Genomic DNA, 16,203 nt, shown 5'->3' on the forward strand with positions numbered 1-16,203 from the left:
CTCAGCGGCCGGAGCCGGCTGCGGAGCGGGGGCGGGCTGAGCAACCGGAGCCGGCTGAGGAGCCGGGGCGGGCTGAGCAACCGGAGCCGGCTGCGCAACCGGGGCAGGCTGAGCGACCGGAGCCGGGGCGGGCTGAGCCATCGGAGCACTCTGAACAGCCGGAGCGCTCTGAACCGGAGCGGCCTGAGCAACGGGAGCGCTCTGGGCGACCGGGGCAGCCTGCACGTCCGGAACGCTCTGAGCGGCCGGCGCGCTCGGGGCGACCATGGCGTCCTGGGCGAACGCGGGTGTGGCGGAACCGGCAGCGATCAAGGACCCGGCAAAGACGGCGGCAGCCTTCAGAGACTTCATCGTGTTCCTTTCTTCGGCAACGCGCGTCGCCGGAGGGAATTCTGTCGCCGTGCCTAACGAGCCCTGGCCTGGGCGGAAACCGGAGATGCCCAAGATTGCCGATACCTCATACGAGATCTATTAACAGACCGGGCCACGGAACGGAAAATGAATCGGAGGAATACGCGAAGTCGGGCGGGAAGAACGACAGTCGTGGCGCCGCTCCCTGAGGTCGGCACCACGACTGGACGCGGTTCAGGAGGCCGGCGGCACCACCCGCGTCAGCAGCGGGACGGCCGGGTACGTGACGGCCGCGGGCATCGTCGTCGGCACCGATGTCGACGACGTGCTGGACGACGGCGACGAAACGGAATCGTCCTGAAGCAGGTTGCCTCCGATCAGTCCGGCGAGGAGGTCGTCCACCCCGTTCAGCAGGTCGTCGACGGAGGGAAGGATGCCGCCGACACCGGAGGTGATGGCCTGCAGGAGACTGTCGACAGCTCCCAGCACGAGGTCCAGCAGGTCGGTCACGGGGTCGGCGGCGCGCCGGTCGGGCGCCCCGGGCACCAGGGCGGGCAGGGCGGGAGCCGGCAACAGCACGACCGTCGACGTCATCGAGGTTCGCTCGCCCTTGGCGGCCGCCTCGGTCAGGGCGGCCTTCGCTTCGGCTCCCAGCTTCCTGGCCTCGGACGCGGGCAGTCGGCCGTCGCTCCGGAGCACGGCGTGCAGCAGGTCGGCGACCGGGGTGAGCTCACCCCAGTTGAGTCTGTCGATCTGCGCGAGACGGGCATCCGCGCCGGGAAGCCGGGCGTCGGGCGCCACATGAGCGTGCCCGCGAGCCGAGTCGGCCGCCATGGCTACGGGGCCGGTGATCCCGACCAGAAGGGCGGCGCACAGGGCGCTGGACGCGATGCGCCGTGCGGGCAGAGCACACATGGAGATTCCTTTCGACGGCGTTGGATCTTGAGCCCACCGTGAAAGCGCCCGCGACTTCCCGCAACCGCTCATAGGCTTTTCGGGATTTAACAATTCCCCCATTCGCCGTGCCCGCCCTGATCAGACGGTATGTCAGGACGCCCCCTTCTCGGCCCCTGCCGGAGCAAGGCACCGGCCTCCCCCGAATGGAGGCGCTGACCGAGGCCGGAGGCGACGGCCGGAACCAGCAAGGACTTGCTGCTTCACGATTCCGACACACTTGTCAGACTTCACCGAATTTCTTCGACTATGTCCGATTGATGACTAGAGTTGCGAACCGCCCGACGCACTTCTCAGCGCGGACACATCGCTCTCGTGGCACTGCTGCCACGGCCACCTGTTCCGAAAGGGCAACGACCGGTCATGCGCCATTCTCTGGGCCCCGTGTTTCGCCGCGCGACCGTGGGCGTCCTGGCCCTTGCGGCCGTGTGGGCAGCAAGCAGTTCCCCGGCCGCCGCTCCGGCCGCCGCGCCCGCGCCGGAGGCCGAGAGCCTCGGCTTCGCCGAGCGGTACCGCACGCTCCAGCACGGCGGCATCGTACGCGCGGCCAACGCGTCGATCACCTGCCGCACGGCCCAGGCGCCTTCGTGCCCGGACGCCCAGGCAGGCGGGTCCGGTGTGAACGGCGACTTCGACATGTTCTACGTCGATGTCGACCGCGACCCCAACACCTACAACTCCTCCCGCGCGGAGGTCCGCCTCCCCAACGCCTCCCGGGTGACGTACGCGCGCCTCTACTGGGGCGGCAACCTGCGCGTGGGCGAACAGAAGCCGCCGCAGGACAACGAGCGCGTGCTGATCGCCGAACCCGGCGGAGAGTACAAGGAGTTGCTCGCCGACACGACGGTCGGACACCGGGTGGCGGACGGCATGGACGCCTTCCAGGCCTCGGCCGACGTGACACGGCTGGTGCGGGAGGGCGGGCCCGGCCTGTACACCGTGGCGCAGATCAACATCGCCATGGGCAGATCGGCGGCCGGGGCGTGGGGTGGCTGGACGCTCGTGGTGGCCTACGAGAACCCGTCGGAGCCACTGCGTCACCTCGCGCTCTGGGACGGCTTCACCCCGCTGAGGCCCGGTGCGGCACAGGAGATCCGGATGACCGATCTGGGCTTCGCCGCGGGCGCGTGGGGCCGTGCCGGCCTGGTGACGTACAACGGCGACCGCGGCACCACCGGCGACTCGCTCACCGTGACCACCGGCCAGTCCGAGTTCGCCCTCACCAACGCCGCCAACCCCCGGGACGACGTCCTCAATTCCACCATCAGCGAGCCCGGGGCGGATGCGGCACGGGTGCCCGCGCACGCCAACAACCTCGGCTACGACTCCGACGTGTTCGATCTCGGAAGTGGCCTGCAGCAGGCCGGTGACCAAGCGACCTTCCGGCTCCACTCCCAGCAGGACGCGGCGTGGGCCGGCGTGCTCTTCGCCGCCGTCGACGCACGGCGGTGACTCCGTCGCCGCCCGCCCCGAACACCTTCGCGAGCGAGGAATCCGCCCACATGCACACCGCCCCCCTCCCAAGAGTCCTGCACCTCACCCAACCGGTGGACGGCGGCGTCGCGCGCGTCGTGACGGATCTGGTCCGCGCCCAACTGTCGGACGGCCTGGACGTCACCGTGGCCTGCCCCGACAGCGCGCTCACCACGAAGCTGCGGACGCTCGGCGCGCGCGTACGGCACTGGCACGCGACACGGTCGCCGGGTACGTCGCTCGTCCGGGAGGTGCGGCACCTGGCGCGGGTGATCGACGAGGTGCGCCCCGATCTGGTGCACGCGCACAGCGCGAAGGCCGGGCTCGCCGGACGGCTCGCGGTACGCGGGCGGATTCCGACGGTCTTCCAGCCGCACGCCTGGTCGTTCGAAGCGGTCAGCGGGGGCACCGCGGCCCTGGCGCTCCTATGGGAACGCTGGGGGGCACGTTGGGCCTCACGCGTGGTGTGCGTGAGCGAGGCGGAACGCGCCACCGGCATGGACGCCAGGATCACCGGCCGGTGGACCGTCGTCCCCAACGGCATCGACCCGGAGCGCTTCCGCCCGGCCCCCGCGGGCGCCGTACGGGCCGGGCTCGCCCCGCTCGCCGGCATCCGCCCGGCGGCACCGCTCGCCGTGTGCGTGGGGCGGCTGTGCCGGCAGAAGGGGCAGGACGTCCTGCTGCGGGCGTGGGAAGCCGTCGTGCGGCAGGTGCCCGACGCCCGCCTGGTCCTCGTCGGCGACGGGCCGGACCACGACCGGCTCCGCGAAGGCGCCCCGGAATCCGTGGTGTTCACGGGAGCCGTCGCCGACGCCTCCCCCTGGTACCAGGCCTCCGATCTCGTCGTCCTGCCGTCCCGCTGGGAGGGCATGGCCCTGGCGCCGCTGGAGGCGATGGCCTGCGGGCGGCCCGTGGTGGTCACGGACGTCGACGGCGCCCGCGAGAGCCTGCCACCCTCCTTCGCCGCCCGGTGCCTGGTCCCGCCGGAGGACCCGGCCGCGCTGGCCGGGGCCGTCACCGAGTTGCTGGCCGATCCGCTGCTGCGCGAGTCGCTCGGCAGCCAGGGCCGTCGGCACGTGCTGTCCACCCACGACGTGCGCTACACCGCCGAGGCCGTCTCGGACGTCTATCGCGACCTGCTCGGCCCATGGACCGCCGCCACCCCCAGCGCTGAGCACGGTCAGCCGCTCGGCACCGGACGTGGCGCCGAGGCGAACCGGACACCACAGCGCGTCGAGCCCACCGAGTACAGGGAGTCCATCCACTCGTGACCGCCGAACGTACCGTGCCCTCCCCCGGCGTACCGCCACGGGACCACGGATCCTCACCAGTCTCGGTCATGCCGCCGCGCGGCACCGCCACCGGTTTCCGGCCGTCCGCACCGCGGCGGCCGGCCCGTCCCGCCTCCCCCGTGGCGCTGCTCGTCGCGGACGGCGTGGCCGCCCTGGCGGGCGCGCCGGCGCTCACCGATGCCCAGCGCCACCCACTGCTCGTCACCCTGCTGATCGTCATGTCGCTGCTGCTGCGCCGGCGCGACGGGCGGCCGCCGGTACCGGGGCTGCTGGAGGAACTGCCCGCCGTGTGCGGCCGCATCGCGGTGGCCTGGCTGGCACTCGCGGCGCTCCTGGCGGCGTACCGGCCGGAGCACGCGTTGACGCTCCGTACCGTGCTGACGGGCCTTGCCCTGCACGCGGCGGCCGGCTGTGTGCTGCGCGGAGCGGTGCACGCGCGGCGGCGCGCCGCGCTGCTGCGGCACCCGCACACCGCACTCGTCCTCGGCCCGGCGGCGACCGCGCAGCGCGTGGCCGCCGCCGTACTGCGTCACCCGCGGTGCGGTGTGCGGCCGGTGGGGATCGTCGCCGAGCAGCCGGACGGCAGCGAGAGCCTGCCGGTGCTGACGACCCCCGAGGAGGTCGAGCGTGCGGTCATCCAGAACGGGGTGCGGGCGGTGCTGGCCGTCCACCCCTCCGTACGCGCCGAACAGGAGCCGCTGCTGCGGGCACTGGCCGAGTCGGGCTGCGTGGTCTGGGAGGTCGACGCCGATTCCCCGTCGTACGCGACGCGGGAGCGGCTGGCCGGGTTCTCCTGCCGGCGCCTGGACATGTCCCCCGCCCGGCGCGGCAGCGCGGCCAAACGGGCGCTCGACATTCTCGTGTCGGGAACGCTGCTGGTGCTGGTCAGCCCGCTGCTGCTGGCCTTCGCCGTGGCGCTGCGGATCAGCGACGGGCCGGGCGTGGTGTTCCGGCAGGAGCGCATCGGCAGGAACGGCAAGCCGTTCACGCTGCTGAAGTTCCGTACGCACCGCCCGGTCGACGAGCACGAGTCGGCAACCCGGTGGAGCGTGGCGAACGAGAACGAGATGCGCTGGTTCTGCCGGATGCTGCGGCGTACCTCGCTCGACGAACTGCTCCAGCTGTGGAACGTGCTCCGGGGCGACATGAGCCTGGTCGGACCGCGGCCCGAACGCCCGTACTTCGTCGCGCAGTTCGGTCAGACGTACCCCGGTTACTCGGTCCGCCACCGCATGCGGACCGGCATCACCGGCCTCGCCCAGATCCACGGTCTGCGCGGCGACACCTCGATCGAGGACCGCTGCCGGTTCGACAACGCCTACATCGACGACTGGTCCCTGTGGCAGGACGTCTGCATCCTGCTGCGCACCGCGGCCACGGTGGTACGTCCCACGGGGAGCTGAGAGAGGTGAGCCTCGCAACTGCACCGCTCCCCCGCCGCGTCGGAGCGCTGACACCGGCCCTGGCCGTGGTGGCCGTACCCGCCCTGCTGGCGCTGCCGCTGACCCCGGACGGTGCGGGGCCCGCCGACGTGTTCTCCGGGCTGGTGGTGGTGTACTGCGTGATCCGTCTCCTGTTCGAACGGCGGCGCCCGCTGTCGCCCGCCGCGGCCGTGGTTCTGGGCCTGCCGGTCGTGGGGCTCGCCCTCGCCGCCATGGGGGCGTTCTCGTCCCAGGCCGGGCTCACCGGCCTGGGACGCTATCTGCAGACCTTCGTCCTCGTCCCGGCGGCCGTGCTGCTGCTGCTCCGCGACCGGGCCGGCTTCCGGTTGGTGGCCTGGTCGTTCGTGGGGCTCGGTCTGTGTCAGGGAGCCGTCGGCGTCCACCAGTTCGTCACCCGGACCGGCGCCTCCTACCAGGGCGAGAACATCCGGGCGGTCGGCACCTTCGGTGCGCACGACGTGATGGGCATGGCGACGGCGGTCTCCCTCGGCCTGGTGTGCGCGGTCGGGATCGCGCTGGGCCGGCTGTCCGTACGGCAGCGGGTGGCCGCCGCCGCGTGCGCTGTGCTGTTGCTGCTGCCGCTCGCGCTCTCCTTCAGCCGCGGAGCCTGGATCGCGACCGTCCTGACGTGCATCCTCCAGCTGGTACTGGCCGGGCTGCGGCGGGCGCTCAAGGTGGTGGCGGCCGCGTTCGCCGCGGGTGTCATCCTGGTGGGCGGGTTCGGTGTGGGCTCGGCGGTTCTGCAGCAGCGGATCGACAGCATCGCCCAGGTCACCGACGCACCCGACCAGTCCGTCGTCGACCGGTACACCCTGTGGGCGTCCGCCACGGAGATCTGGCGCCAGCACCCCCTGACAGGTGTCGGGCTGAAGGGCTTCCCCGAGTACCGGGACGGGCACGCCACGCTGGCGCTGTCGTCGGGCAGCGAGACCGACGGCGCGGGGATGGTGTACCAGAGGCAGCCGCTGCTGTCTCCGCACAACATGTACCTGCTGGTGCTGAGCGAGCAGGGCCTGATCGGGCTGCTGGCGCTCACCGGGAGCTGGCTGGCGCTGCTGGTGTGCGGGATGCGGCGCCTGCTGCGCGTCCGCGACCACGGCCCGGGACTCGACTGCGGGCTCGTCGCCTGCGGGCTGCTGGTCTGGCTGCTGACCGACTTCATGTACGGAGACATCGGCGGTCCCGCGACCGTGCTGACGGCCGTGGCCCTGGGGCTCGGGGCGTGGTGGGCGCTGACCGGCGAGGCGCGGGTGGAGGCGCCCCGCAGCGAGGTGCGGGAACGCGCCGAGGAGGCCCTGGCGCGATGACGGTGGTGCCTTCGCAGTCCCCCGGCCCCGAAACGGACGACGCGGCGACCGTGCCCCCGGCGCGTGCCGCCACCAGGGCCGGGGACGGTGCCGACCCGGCCTCGGCGGCGTCGGTCTCCGGAAGCTTCCTGGCCAGGGCCGCGCTCGTCACGGCGTCGCTGTCCATCGCCGGCTCACTGCTCGGCCTGGTGCGCGACCAGTCGCTGGCGCGGCTGTTCGGTGCCGGGAGCGACACGGACGCCTTCCTGGTGGCGTGGACCGTTCCGGAGTTCGCCGCCACGCTGCTCATCGAGGACGGGCTGGCGATCGCCCTGATCCCGGCGTTCAGCATGGCGCTGGCCCGCCGCGCCCGGGGCGTCCCGGGCGACCCGGTCCGCGCCCTGGTCGGCGCCACCCTGCCCCGGCTCTGCCTCGCCCTCGCCGCGGTGGCCGCGCTGATCGCCGCCACGGCTCCCTATCTGGTTCAGGCCCTCGCACCCGGCCTGCCCGACCCCGGGCTCGCCGCCGACTGCACCCGGATCACGGCGACCTGCGTGCTGGCCTTCGGGCTCGCCGGGTACTGCAGTGCCGCCCTGCGGGCACACCGCTGTTTCCTCGCGCCCGCGGCGATCTACGTCGCCTACAACACCGGCATCATCGCCGCGATGTTCCTCTTCGGCGAAGGCTGGGGCGTGCGCTCCGCCGCGGTCGGGGTCGCGGCGGGCGGCTGTCTGATGGTGGCGGTGCAACTGCCGTCGCTGTGGCGGCGACTGGCGTCGCCCGCGCCGCCCCTCGCCAGGGCGGGGGCGGAGGTCGGGGAGCGGCCGATGCAACTCGCCCTGGTCGCCGCCGTACTCCTCTTCGCCCTGTGCCGCCAGTCGCAGGTCCTCGCCGAACGCTTCCTCGCCTCCGTCCTGCCCGCCGGCGCCATCTCGCACCTGAACTACGCGCAGAAGGTCGCCCAGATCCCGATGACGCTGTCGCTGATGGTGTGCACCGTCACCTTCCCGGTGGTGGCGCGGGCCCTCGCGGACGGCGACACCGCGCGCGCCCGCAGCCGCGTGGAGCGGGATCTGGCGCTCGCCTCGTGTCTGGTGCTGCTCGGCATGTGCGCGGTGATCGCCTGCGCCCCGCAGATGATCGAACTGCTCTTCCAGCGGGGCGCGTTCACCGCGAGCGACACCGCGGCGACGGCTGACGTCATGCGCGTGTACGCCCTCGGGCTGCTGGGCCAGACCCTGGTGGGCGCCCTCGTGCGCTCCTACTTCTCGGCGGGCCGGGCCAGCTGGTACCCCCTCGGCGCGATGGCGGCGGGCATCGCCGTGACGTCCTGGATCGGCGCCGTCACCGTGCACTCCTGGGGCGTGGCGGGGATCGCCGCCGCCAACGCCCTCGGCATCACCGTCACGGCCGCCCTGCTGCTCGCCGGGCTGCGAACGGGCCGGCTGAACAGCCCGCACAGCGTCTCGGTCCGTGTCCGGCGGGTCCTGGCCGAACTGAGCAGGCTGGTGTGCGCCGCGGTCGTCGCCACGGCCGCGGGGGCGTTCGCCGCGAGCCGGCTGCCGTCCCCGGCGGCGGGCCTCGCGGCCGGCTGCCTGACCGTGACCTTCGTCTTCGTCCCGCTCACCTGGGCCCTCGGTGCCCAGAGTCCCGCGTCCGCTCTGCGCTTCCTACGCGCCGTCACACGAAGGCTCACACATGGCCGCTTCCGTTGACTCCCTCGACACCGGCAGACCCCCGGCCCCGCGCAGCGGTCCGGTCCCCTGGGTGGCGATGTACCACTCGGTGGGCGACTGCTCGGACGACCCGTACCGCATCACGGTCACGCCCGAGCGGCTCGGTAAGCAGCTGGCCTGGCTGCGCCGGCGCGGGCTGCGGGGCGTGTCCGTGGCCGAGCTGCTCGCCGCCCGCGCCCGGGGCGAGGGGCGGAACCTGGTCGGGCTGACCTTCGACGACGGGTACGCCGACTTCGTCACCGACGCCCTGCCGCTGCTGCACCGCTGGGACTGCGGCGCCACCCTCTTCGTACTGCCCGGGCGGCTCGGCGGCGACAACGCCTGGGATCCGCTCGGACCGCGCAAGCCGCTCCTGACCGCGGACGGCATCCGGCGCGCGGCCGCCGAGGGCGTGGAGATCGGCTCGCACGGGCTGACGCACGTCGACCTCACCAAGGCGGACGACCTCACCCTCAAGGCCGAGGTCGCCGAAAGCCGCGCCCAGCTCGAGGAGCTGACCGGCGCCCCGGTCGACGGCTTCTGCTACCCGTACGGCACGATCGACGCCCGCGCCGTCCAGGCCGTACGGGACGCGGGGTACACCTACGCCTGCGCCATCGACCCCGGCCCGCTGACCGGCCCGCACGCCCTGCCGCGCGTGTACGTCGGCCAGGAGGACACGGCCTGGCGCCTGCACCTCAAGCACTGGCTGCACCGGTTGCGCCGGCGGCCGGTGGAGGGCCTGTGAGATGAGGGTTCTGCACATCATCACGGGCCTCGGCGTCGGCGGGGCCGAGCAGCAGCTGCGCCTGCTGCTGCGGCACCTGCCCGTCGACTGCGACGTCGTGACCCTCACCAACCCCGGTGCGGTCGCCGCGGGCCTCGAGGCCGACGGCGTCCGCGTCACGCATCTCGGCATGGGCGGCAACCGTGACCTGGCCGCGCTGCCGCGCCTGGTCCGGCTGATCCGCGCCGGCGGCTACGACCTGGTGCACACCCACCTGTACCGCGCCTGCGTCTACGGCCGGTTCGCCGCGCGCGCGGCCGGGGTCCGGGCGGTCGTCGCCACAGAACACTCCCTGGGCGACTCGCAGATGGAGGGCCGCAGGCTGACGGCGGGGGTGCGCGGGCTGTACCTCGCCAGCGAGCGGCTCGGTTCGGCGACGGTGGCCGTCTCCCGGACGGTGGCCGAGCGCCTGAAGCGCTGGGGCGTGCCCGCGCCCCGCATCGAGGTCATCCCGAACGGCATCGACCTGGGCCGCTTCCGCTTCGACCCGGAGCGGCGCGAGCACACCCGCCGGCACCTCGGCGTGCCGGAGGGCACCCGGGTCGTGGGCGGAGTCGGCCGGCTCACCGCGGGGAAACGGTTCGACGTCCTCGTCCGCGCGCTCACCCTGCTCCCGGACGACCACCGGCTGCTGCTGGTGGGCGGCGGCCCCGAGGAGCACGCCCTGCGTCGCACGGCCCACGAGGCCGGCGTGGCCGGCCGGGTGGTGTTCACCGGCGAGCGGCCCTACGTGCCCGACGGCTCGCCCGGCCCGGACCTGCCCTCGCTCATGGCGGCGATGGACGTGCTCGCGTCCCCGTCCACGGAGGAGGCGTTCGGTCTGGCGGCCGTGGAGGCGCTGGCGTCCGGCCTGCCCGTGCTCTACGCCTCCTGTCCGGCCATCGAGGACGTGCGGCCGCCCGCCTCCGGCGCCCGGCGGGTGAGCGGCGGCCCCGAGGCGTACGCCCGCGCGATCGCCGAGGTCCGCGAGGCCGGGGCCCGGCCGCGCACGGCCTCGGAGGTCGCCCACCACTACAGCATCACCCACTGCGCGGCCCGTCTGACGGACGTGTACGCGGCAGCGGTCTCCAGTTCGCCGTCCCTCTCACCTCTGGGAGCCACCTCCTCATGACCGACACTCCGCCCCGTCAGCGCCGCTCGACCCTGGCTCGTCTCAGAGGGCTTCCGCTGTGGTCCGTGCTCGCGGCCGGCACCCTCGTCGGGGGTCTGCTCGGCGGTGCGTACGGCTTGCTCACACCGTCCACGTACACGGCCACGAGCTACGTCATCGCCGTACCGACCGAGAAGTCCACGCCGGACGCCGCCCTCGGATTCGCTCAGGCGTACGGCCGGGTCGCCACCCAGCTCGCCGTGCTCGGGGACGCGCAGGTGTACGCGGGTGTGCCCGTGAACACCCTGCAGCGCAGTGTGCGTACGGCGACGTCGCCGGACGCGCCGATGGTCGCCGTCTCGGCCACCTCCTCGCGCCCCGGCCTCGCCGTCGACATGGCCAACGCCGTCACCCGCGCGCTGACCCGACACGCCGACGACACCAGGAGCAACACCAATGTGCGGCTCGTGCAGTTCTCGCGGGCGGTGGAGCCTAACGAGCCGACGTCCGCGTCCCCGGCGGTGACCGGTCTGGTGGGGGCGAGCGCGGGCGGTCTGCTGGGCGGCCTGGTCCTGCTGGCGCGGCCGAGGAAGGCCGGCCAGGACGACGAACCCGCCCCGGCCCCCTCGGTGCCCGGCCCGGCCGCCGCCGCCGATGTGCGCGGACAACGGTGACGGCGGCGGGCCTGTCCGGACACGGCACCGGGGAGCGCTGTTTCGCCGCGGTCTACCACCAGTCGAAGCGGAGGCAGAGCTTCCCGCCGAGCCACTCCTCCACCCAACTGCCCAGGTCGATGGGCGTGCAGTCCGCCGGGGGCGGCGGTGTGCTGGGCGGGGTCGGCTTCGGCGTGGGCGTGAGGGGCGGCGTCGCCTGGTCCGTGCGGCCGAACAGGGCGGACCGGTAGAGGTGGGCCGACCTCGGGTTGGCCCCGCACTGCCACACACCGTGCGGGCAGTAGTCGGTCAGCGTGTTGTACAGCGGTTTGTGCTCCTCCATCCAGGCGAGCATGCGCCGCATGTACTCGGCATTGTCACCGTTGCGGAAGAGACCCCATTCCGGATAGGAAATGGGTTTGCCGTGAGCCTTCGCGAAATCCACGTGGTGCTGCAGCCCGTAGGGCTCATTCACCTGCTGGTCGAACGACATCCCGGCCGGCTGGTCATAGGAGTCCATGCCAATGATGTCGACCGTGTCGTCTCCCGGATAGCATTTCGTCCAGGGAACGGCGTCCACGCCACGACTCGGCGTGAAATCGAACCGAAATTTCTGGCCCGGCACGGAACGCATGGTGGTGACGATCCGATTCCAGTACTTCTTCCAGGCCTCCGGGTCCGGCCCACACCGATGGGTGTACGTGGTGCCGTTCATTTCCCAGCCGAGCACGATGATCGTGTCCGGCACCTTCAACTCCACCAGCCGCTCGGCGAGGACACGGAAGTGGTGATCGAACTCCCCGGCAGCGCCCTGCCGCAGCAGCCGCCGGACCTCGCTGTCGGAGACGCCCTCCTCGTTGCGCTCCTGCATGGGGACGTTGAGGACGAGCATCCGGTCGGCCTTCTTGTTGCGCCAGTGCGCCCACACCTTCAGGAAGTCGGCGGAACCCTCGATGTCGCGCCAGCGGTGGCCCGGCAGGTAGGTGTGGCCGGCGCGGAGGTCCGCGCCGCCCAGCCAGTGGCTGAACAGCGGCATCCGGGCCACACCGCGGCCGTCGGACTTGAGGAAGACACCGAAGGCCGGGGCTTCCTGGCCCGCCACCGGGGTGGTGGCCGGGGTGGGTGCCGAGGGCAGGGGGACGGCCGGAGGAGTGAGGGCCGAGGGCGTGGCCACGGGCGTCGTCGGGCTCGGTGCCGGAGCCCGAGGATCGGCGGCTCGCGCCACCCCCACCCCCGCCGCGGGGCCGGACGCCAGGGCGGCCGACGCGGCGACCGCTGCCGCGCCCAAGGCCAGCCGGCGGACCCCGGCCCGCTTGTGCTGTGGGGCCATGCCTGTTCCTTTCTTCGCTCTCGTCCGGACTACTGCCACCGTTTGTGTTATTGACGGGCAGTCATATGAAGTCAGTCACAGAAAAGCCATGAGCGCCACAACCATTACGACTTTCGAGTGCCGGGCTCGCCCGTGCGGGTGAGCCGATCGAAGAGAAAGAGAGAATTCGTGTCGCTGCTCGACACCCGCGTCCCCGCTGTGCTGCTGCGGATCGACCGGAATCCCTTTCACCACGGAACCCTGGGGGCCGCGCGTTCGCTCGGCAGGTCGGGCGTGGAGGTACACGTCGTCGCGGATTCCGCGGAAAGTCCCGTGGGCGCGTCACGTTACGTACGCCAAATGCATCCCCCGCCCCTCCCGGGAGCGTCCCCGGACGACATTCTCGCCGTGCTGCGCCGCGTGGCCGACGCGATCGCGCGCCCCGCAGTGCTGGTCCCGTTGGACGACGCGAGCGCGATCGCCGTGAGCCGGATGCGGGACGAACTCGCCCCTTCCTACCTCCTGCCCTCGATGCCGGGCACTGTGGCCGAACGCGTCGCCGACAAGGCGGAACTGGCCGCCGTGTGCGCGTCCACCGACGTCCCGCACCCGACGACACTGATCCCGGACAGTCCCGCGGAGGTCGCCGACGCCATGCGGCGGCTCGGACTGCCGGTGGTGGCCAAGTGGAGCCGGCCCTGGCTGCTGCCCGCCGGCGGCGGGCTGCGCAGCACGGTCCTGGTCCGGTCCGTGCAACAGGCCCGGGAGCTGTTCCTGCGCACCGAGGAAGCGGGCAGCCGGCTGCTGCTCCAGGCGTACCTGCCACCGGGGCCGGACCGGGACTGGTTCTTCCACGGCTACGCCGACCACTCGGGCACCGTGCGCGCGGGCGGACCGGGCCGCAAGCAGCTGGCCTGGCCGCGCGGGGCGGGGCTGACCGCGGTCGGCTGCTGGACGCCCAACACGCAGGTGCAGGCGCTGGCCGAGCGGCTCACCGGCGAGTTGGGCTACCGGGGCGTCTTCGACCTCGACTTCCGCCGCTGCGGCACGACGGGCCGCTACCACCTGCTCGACTTCAACCCGCGCGCCGGCGCCCAGTTCCGGCTCTTCGCGGACAGCGCGGGCCTGGACGTCGTACGGGCCCTGCACCTGGATCTGACGGGCCGTCCACTGCCGGACGGGGCCCCGCTGGCCGGACGGGCGTTCGTGGTGGAGAACTACGCGCCGCTGGCGGCGCTGCGTGCGGCGCCGGGCGGGCGTGAACTGGCCTGGTACGCCGCGGACGACCGCGCCCCCGGGCGGGTCATGTGGGCCCAGTGGTGCCGGCACGTGTCCCGCCGGCTGCGTGAGCGGCTGGGCACGACGACGACGGCACCGACGGCCCGGCTGATTCCCCGGGCAGCCTCGCCCTCCCTGACCGACAACGAGAAAGCGAGCAGTTGATGGTGTACGACCTTCTGGTGGTGGGCGCAGGCCCGTACGGCCTGTCGATCGCGTCCCACGCCGCGGCCGCCGGGCTGAACCTGCGCGTGTTCGGCCGGCCCATGGCCTCCTGGCGGGACAACATGCCCCGCGGCATGTTCCTGAAGTCGGAACCGTGGGCGTCCAACCTCTCCGACCCGGCCGGGCGGTGGCGACTGGACGCCTACTGTGCGGAGCACGGCCTGACGGCACGTCACGCGCATCCGATTCCCGTCGAGGCGTTCGCGCAGTACGGCCTGTGGTTCGCGCGCCACGCCGTGCCGGAGGTGGACGAGCGCACGGTGACCCGTGTGGCGGCCGGGCCCGGCGGTTTCACGGCGGTCACCGAGGACGGGCAGGAGGTGCACGCGCGGACGGTCGCCCTGGCGGTCGGTGTGATGCCGTTCGTCGAGGTACCGCAGGCACTGCGCGGACTGCACCCCGCGCTGGTGACCCACAGCAGCCACCACAGCGACCTCGACCGCTTCCGCGGCAAGGACGTCACGGTGATCGGTGGCGGTCAGGCGGCCCTGGAGACGGCGGCGCTGCTCGCCGAACAGGGCACCCGCGTCCGGGTGCTGGCGCGGGCGGCGCAGCTGCGGTGGAACGATGTGCCGCCGCCCTGGGAGCGCCCCTGGTGGCAGTCGGCCCGCTCCCCCCACAGCGGGCTCGGCCCCGGATGGCGGAACTGGTTCTACTCGGAGCGCCCCAACCTCTTCCGGCGGCTGCCGGAGCCGACCCGGGCCCGCATCGCGACCACGGCGCTGGGGCCGGCGGGCGCGTGGTGGGTGCGGGACCGGGTGGAGGGCGTGGTGGAGCTGCTGCCGGGCCATGAGGTCACCGCGGCCAGTGCGGTGCCGGGCGGGGTACGGCTGGACACGGTGAGCCGCGCGGGTGCCCTGCGCAGCCTGGAGACCGAACACGTCATCGCCGCGACCGGGTTCCGGGCGCGTTGCGACCGGCTCGGACTGCTCTCCCCCGAGTTGCGCGGCACGCTCGCGGCACTGCCGGACGGCTCCCCGGAGGTCGGGCGCAGCTTCGAGTCCTCCTACCCCGGCCTGTTCCTCGCGGGCCTGGTGACGGCCTCGGGCTTCGGCCCGGCCATGCGCTTCGTCCAGGGCGCGTCCTTCACGGCGTCGACCCTCGTCCGCGGTGTGCGCCGCCGGCTCGGGGCGACACCGGCGGGCCGCACCGTCCCCGCACCGGTGGACGGCAGCCGGAGCGAGTCGCCGTCTCCGGTACGGCGCTGACGGGGAACCGCGCGGGTGACACGGGGGCCGCTGACGGCGACGGAGTCGTCAGCGGCCCTTCCTTGTGCCGGGGGCGGCGGTGGGAGGTGCGGTGTGCGCGACGGCCGACACCCCCCGGATCATGTCGACGGGGGGTGCGGGTGGTGCTTGTCCCGGGAAGCCAGGGCTCGCGCCGGGACCCTGGAAGGTGCGGCGTGTGGTCCCCGGACCGGCTGTGGCCCGCCTCGGGTGGTGGCAGGCGCCGGTCCGGGGTGAGGTGCGGGTGCCGGGCGGGTCGCGTCCGGCACCCGGCGACAGCTAGCGGGACCAGGTGGTGCGACCGCGGCGGTACAGCATCACCCCGCCGGCCATCAGCGCGGCGCTGGCGACCGAGGCGGCCACCAGCGCCTCACTGCCGGTCTCGGCCAGCTGGGGCAGCGGGCCGCTCTCCTCTTCCGTGGTGGACGGCTTCTCGCTGTCCTTCTCGGGCGCGGGCGGGGAGTCCGGGGTCTCCTCGTCGTGCGGCGTGGGACGCTCCTTGGCCGGGGGTGTCCGGTCCTGACCACTCGGCTTCGGGGTGTCGTCCTCGCCGCCGTAGCCGCCGTGGCCGCCGTACGAGCCGTTGTGGCAGGAGTTCTCGGCCGCCTCGTTGAACAGCCCGAGTCCGGCGACGTTGTTGCCGCACGCGTTCACCGGCACGTCGACCGGCACCTGCACGACGTTGCTCGACCCCACGCCGGGGGAACCCTTCGCGACCCCCGAGGCGTCCGCGCCGGAGCCCTTCGACTTGTGCGAGGTGTTGCGGCAGACGTTGCCGAACGACTCGTTGAGCGCAGCGAGCACTTCGACGGTGTTGCCGCACAGGTTGACCGGCACGTGGACCGGCACCTGCACCGCGTTCCCGGACAACACACCGGGAGAGTCCTTCGCCACTCCCGACGCGTCCGAGTCAGCGAGGGCGGGGCTGCCATACAGGGACAGAATCCCCGTGGCGGCGACCGCCGCGAAAGCTCCCTTGCTCAGGGTCTGTCGCATTGCAGTTGTCCTCCTGCTTGAAGAATTGGGGCAGCCGGCCGCGGAACGGAGATCCACATCCAAGGTCGGCGGTGTGGCGGCACGGAAGGTCGCAGCGCTGGACAGGAATGAGGCGTGGTGGATGCG

General features: G+C 73.0%; 13 protein-coding genes. 10 read left to right on the top strand and 3 right to left on the bottom strand.

From position 1 onward, the window contains the following. Positions 1-585: 585 nt before the first annotated feature. Positions 586-1,266, bottom strand: a complete 681-nt coding sequence (locus tag GTY47_RS23600; protein ID WP_029181652.1) for a hypothetical protein — start codon at positions 1,264-1,266, stop codon at positions 586-588. Positions 1,267-1,668: 402 nt separating this feature from the next. Between GTY47_RS23600 and GTY47_RS23605 the strand changes: the two genes are divergently transcribed. From GTY47_RS23605 to GTY47_RS23640, 8 genes are read left to right on the top strand one after another with little or no spacing between them, the layout of a single operon-like run. Continuing rightward, positions 1,669-2,757 (top strand): hypothetical protein, encoded by a 1,089-nt coding sequence (locus GTY47_RS23605; RefSeq protein WP_010046798.1) that lies wholly within the window; start codon positions 1,669-1,671, stop codon positions 2,755-2,757. Positions 2,758-2,807: 50 nt separating this feature from the next. Beyond that, entirely contained in the window at positions 2,808-4,049 is a 1,242-nt protein-coding gene (locus tag GTY47_RS23610; protein WP_010046802.1) for a glycosyltransferase family 4 protein, read from the top strand. Beyond that, a complete protein-coding gene (locus tag GTY47_RS23615) occupies positions 4,046-5,473 on the top strand; it encodes an exopolysaccharide biosynthesis polyprenyl glycosylphosphotransferase (protein WP_029181653.1) in 1,428 nt (475 codons plus the stop codon). Before GTY47_RS23610 ends, GTY47_RS23615 begins: the two co-directional genes overlap by 4 nt. Positions 5,474-5,478: 5 nt before the next feature. Next, positions 5,479-6,819 carry an O-antigen ligase family protein gene (locus GTY47_RS23620; RefSeq protein WP_029181654.1) on the top strand — a complete coding sequence of 447 codons (1,341 nt, stop codon included), beginning with the start codon at positions 5,479-5,481 and terminating at the stop codon, positions 6,817-6,819. After that, positions 6,816-8,513, top strand: a complete 1,698-nt coding sequence (locus GTY47_RS23625; protein WP_010046806.1) for a lipid II flippase MurJ — start codon at positions 6,816-6,818, stop codon at positions 8,511-8,513. Before GTY47_RS23620 ends, GTY47_RS23625 begins: the two co-directional genes overlap by 4 nt. Then, positions 8,497-9,261, top strand: a complete 765-nt coding sequence (locus GTY47_RS23630; protein ID WP_010046809.1) for a polysaccharide deacetylase family protein — start codon at positions 8,497-8,499, stop codon at positions 9,259-9,261. The genes GTY47_RS23625 and GTY47_RS23630 overlap by 17 nt, the downstream gene beginning before the upstream one ends. Position 9,262: 1 nt before the next feature. Further along, positions 9,263-10,411, top strand: coding sequence for a glycosyltransferase (locus GTY47_RS23635; RefSeq protein WP_010046811.1), 1,149 nt, complete (start codon positions 9,263-9,265; stop codon positions 10,409-10,411). Beyond that, on the top strand, positions 10,408-11,064 hold the full coding sequence (locus GTY47_RS23640; protein ID WP_029181655.1) for a hypothetical protein: 657 nt from the start codon (positions 10,408-10,410) through the stop codon (positions 11,062-11,064). The genes GTY47_RS23635 and GTY47_RS23640 overlap by 4 nt, the downstream gene beginning before the upstream one ends. Positions 11,065-11,116: 52 nt before the next feature. On the opposite strand, the gene GTY47_RS23645 is transcribed toward GTY47_RS23640, so the two are convergent. Continuing rightward, the gene (locus GTY47_RS23645; RefSeq protein ID WP_010046816.1) at positions 11,117-12,373 is read right to left on the bottom strand and encodes a glycosyl hydrolase; all 1,257 of its coding nucleotides are present in this window, start codon (positions 12,371-12,373) and stop codon (positions 11,117-11,119) included. Between the two features lie 168 nt (positions 12,374-12,541). Between GTY47_RS23645 and GTY47_RS23650 the strand changes: the two genes are divergently transcribed. Next, positions 12,542-13,795, top strand: a complete 1,254-nt coding sequence (locus GTY47_RS23650; protein WP_010046817.1) for a hypothetical protein — start codon at positions 12,542-12,544, stop codon at positions 13,793-13,795. A 2-nt stretch (positions 13,796-13,797) separates the two neighbouring features. Next, the gene (locus tag GTY47_RS23655) at positions 13,798-15,063 is read left to right on the top strand and encodes an NAD(P)-binding domain-containing protein (protein ID WP_029181656.1); all 1,266 of its coding nucleotides are present in this window, start codon (positions 13,798-13,800) and stop codon (positions 15,061-15,063) included. A 297-nt stretch (positions 15,064-15,360) separates the two neighbouring features. Here GTY47_RS23655 and GTY47_RS23660 read toward each other — a convergent pair whose 3' ends face one another. Continuing rightward, positions 15,361-16,077 carry a chaplin gene (locus tag GTY47_RS23660; RefSeq protein WP_010046819.1) on the bottom strand — a complete coding sequence of 239 codons (717 nt, stop codon included), beginning with the start codon at positions 16,075-16,077 and terminating at the stop codon, positions 15,361-15,363. Positions 16,078-16,203 lie beyond the last annotated feature (126 nt).

The sequence above is a fragment of the Streptomyces sp. SID5464 genome, from assembly GCF_009862985.1.
Classification (GTDB): domain Bacteria; phylum Actinomycetota; class Actinomycetes; order Streptomycetales; family Streptomycetaceae; genus Streptomyces; species Streptomyces chartreusis_D.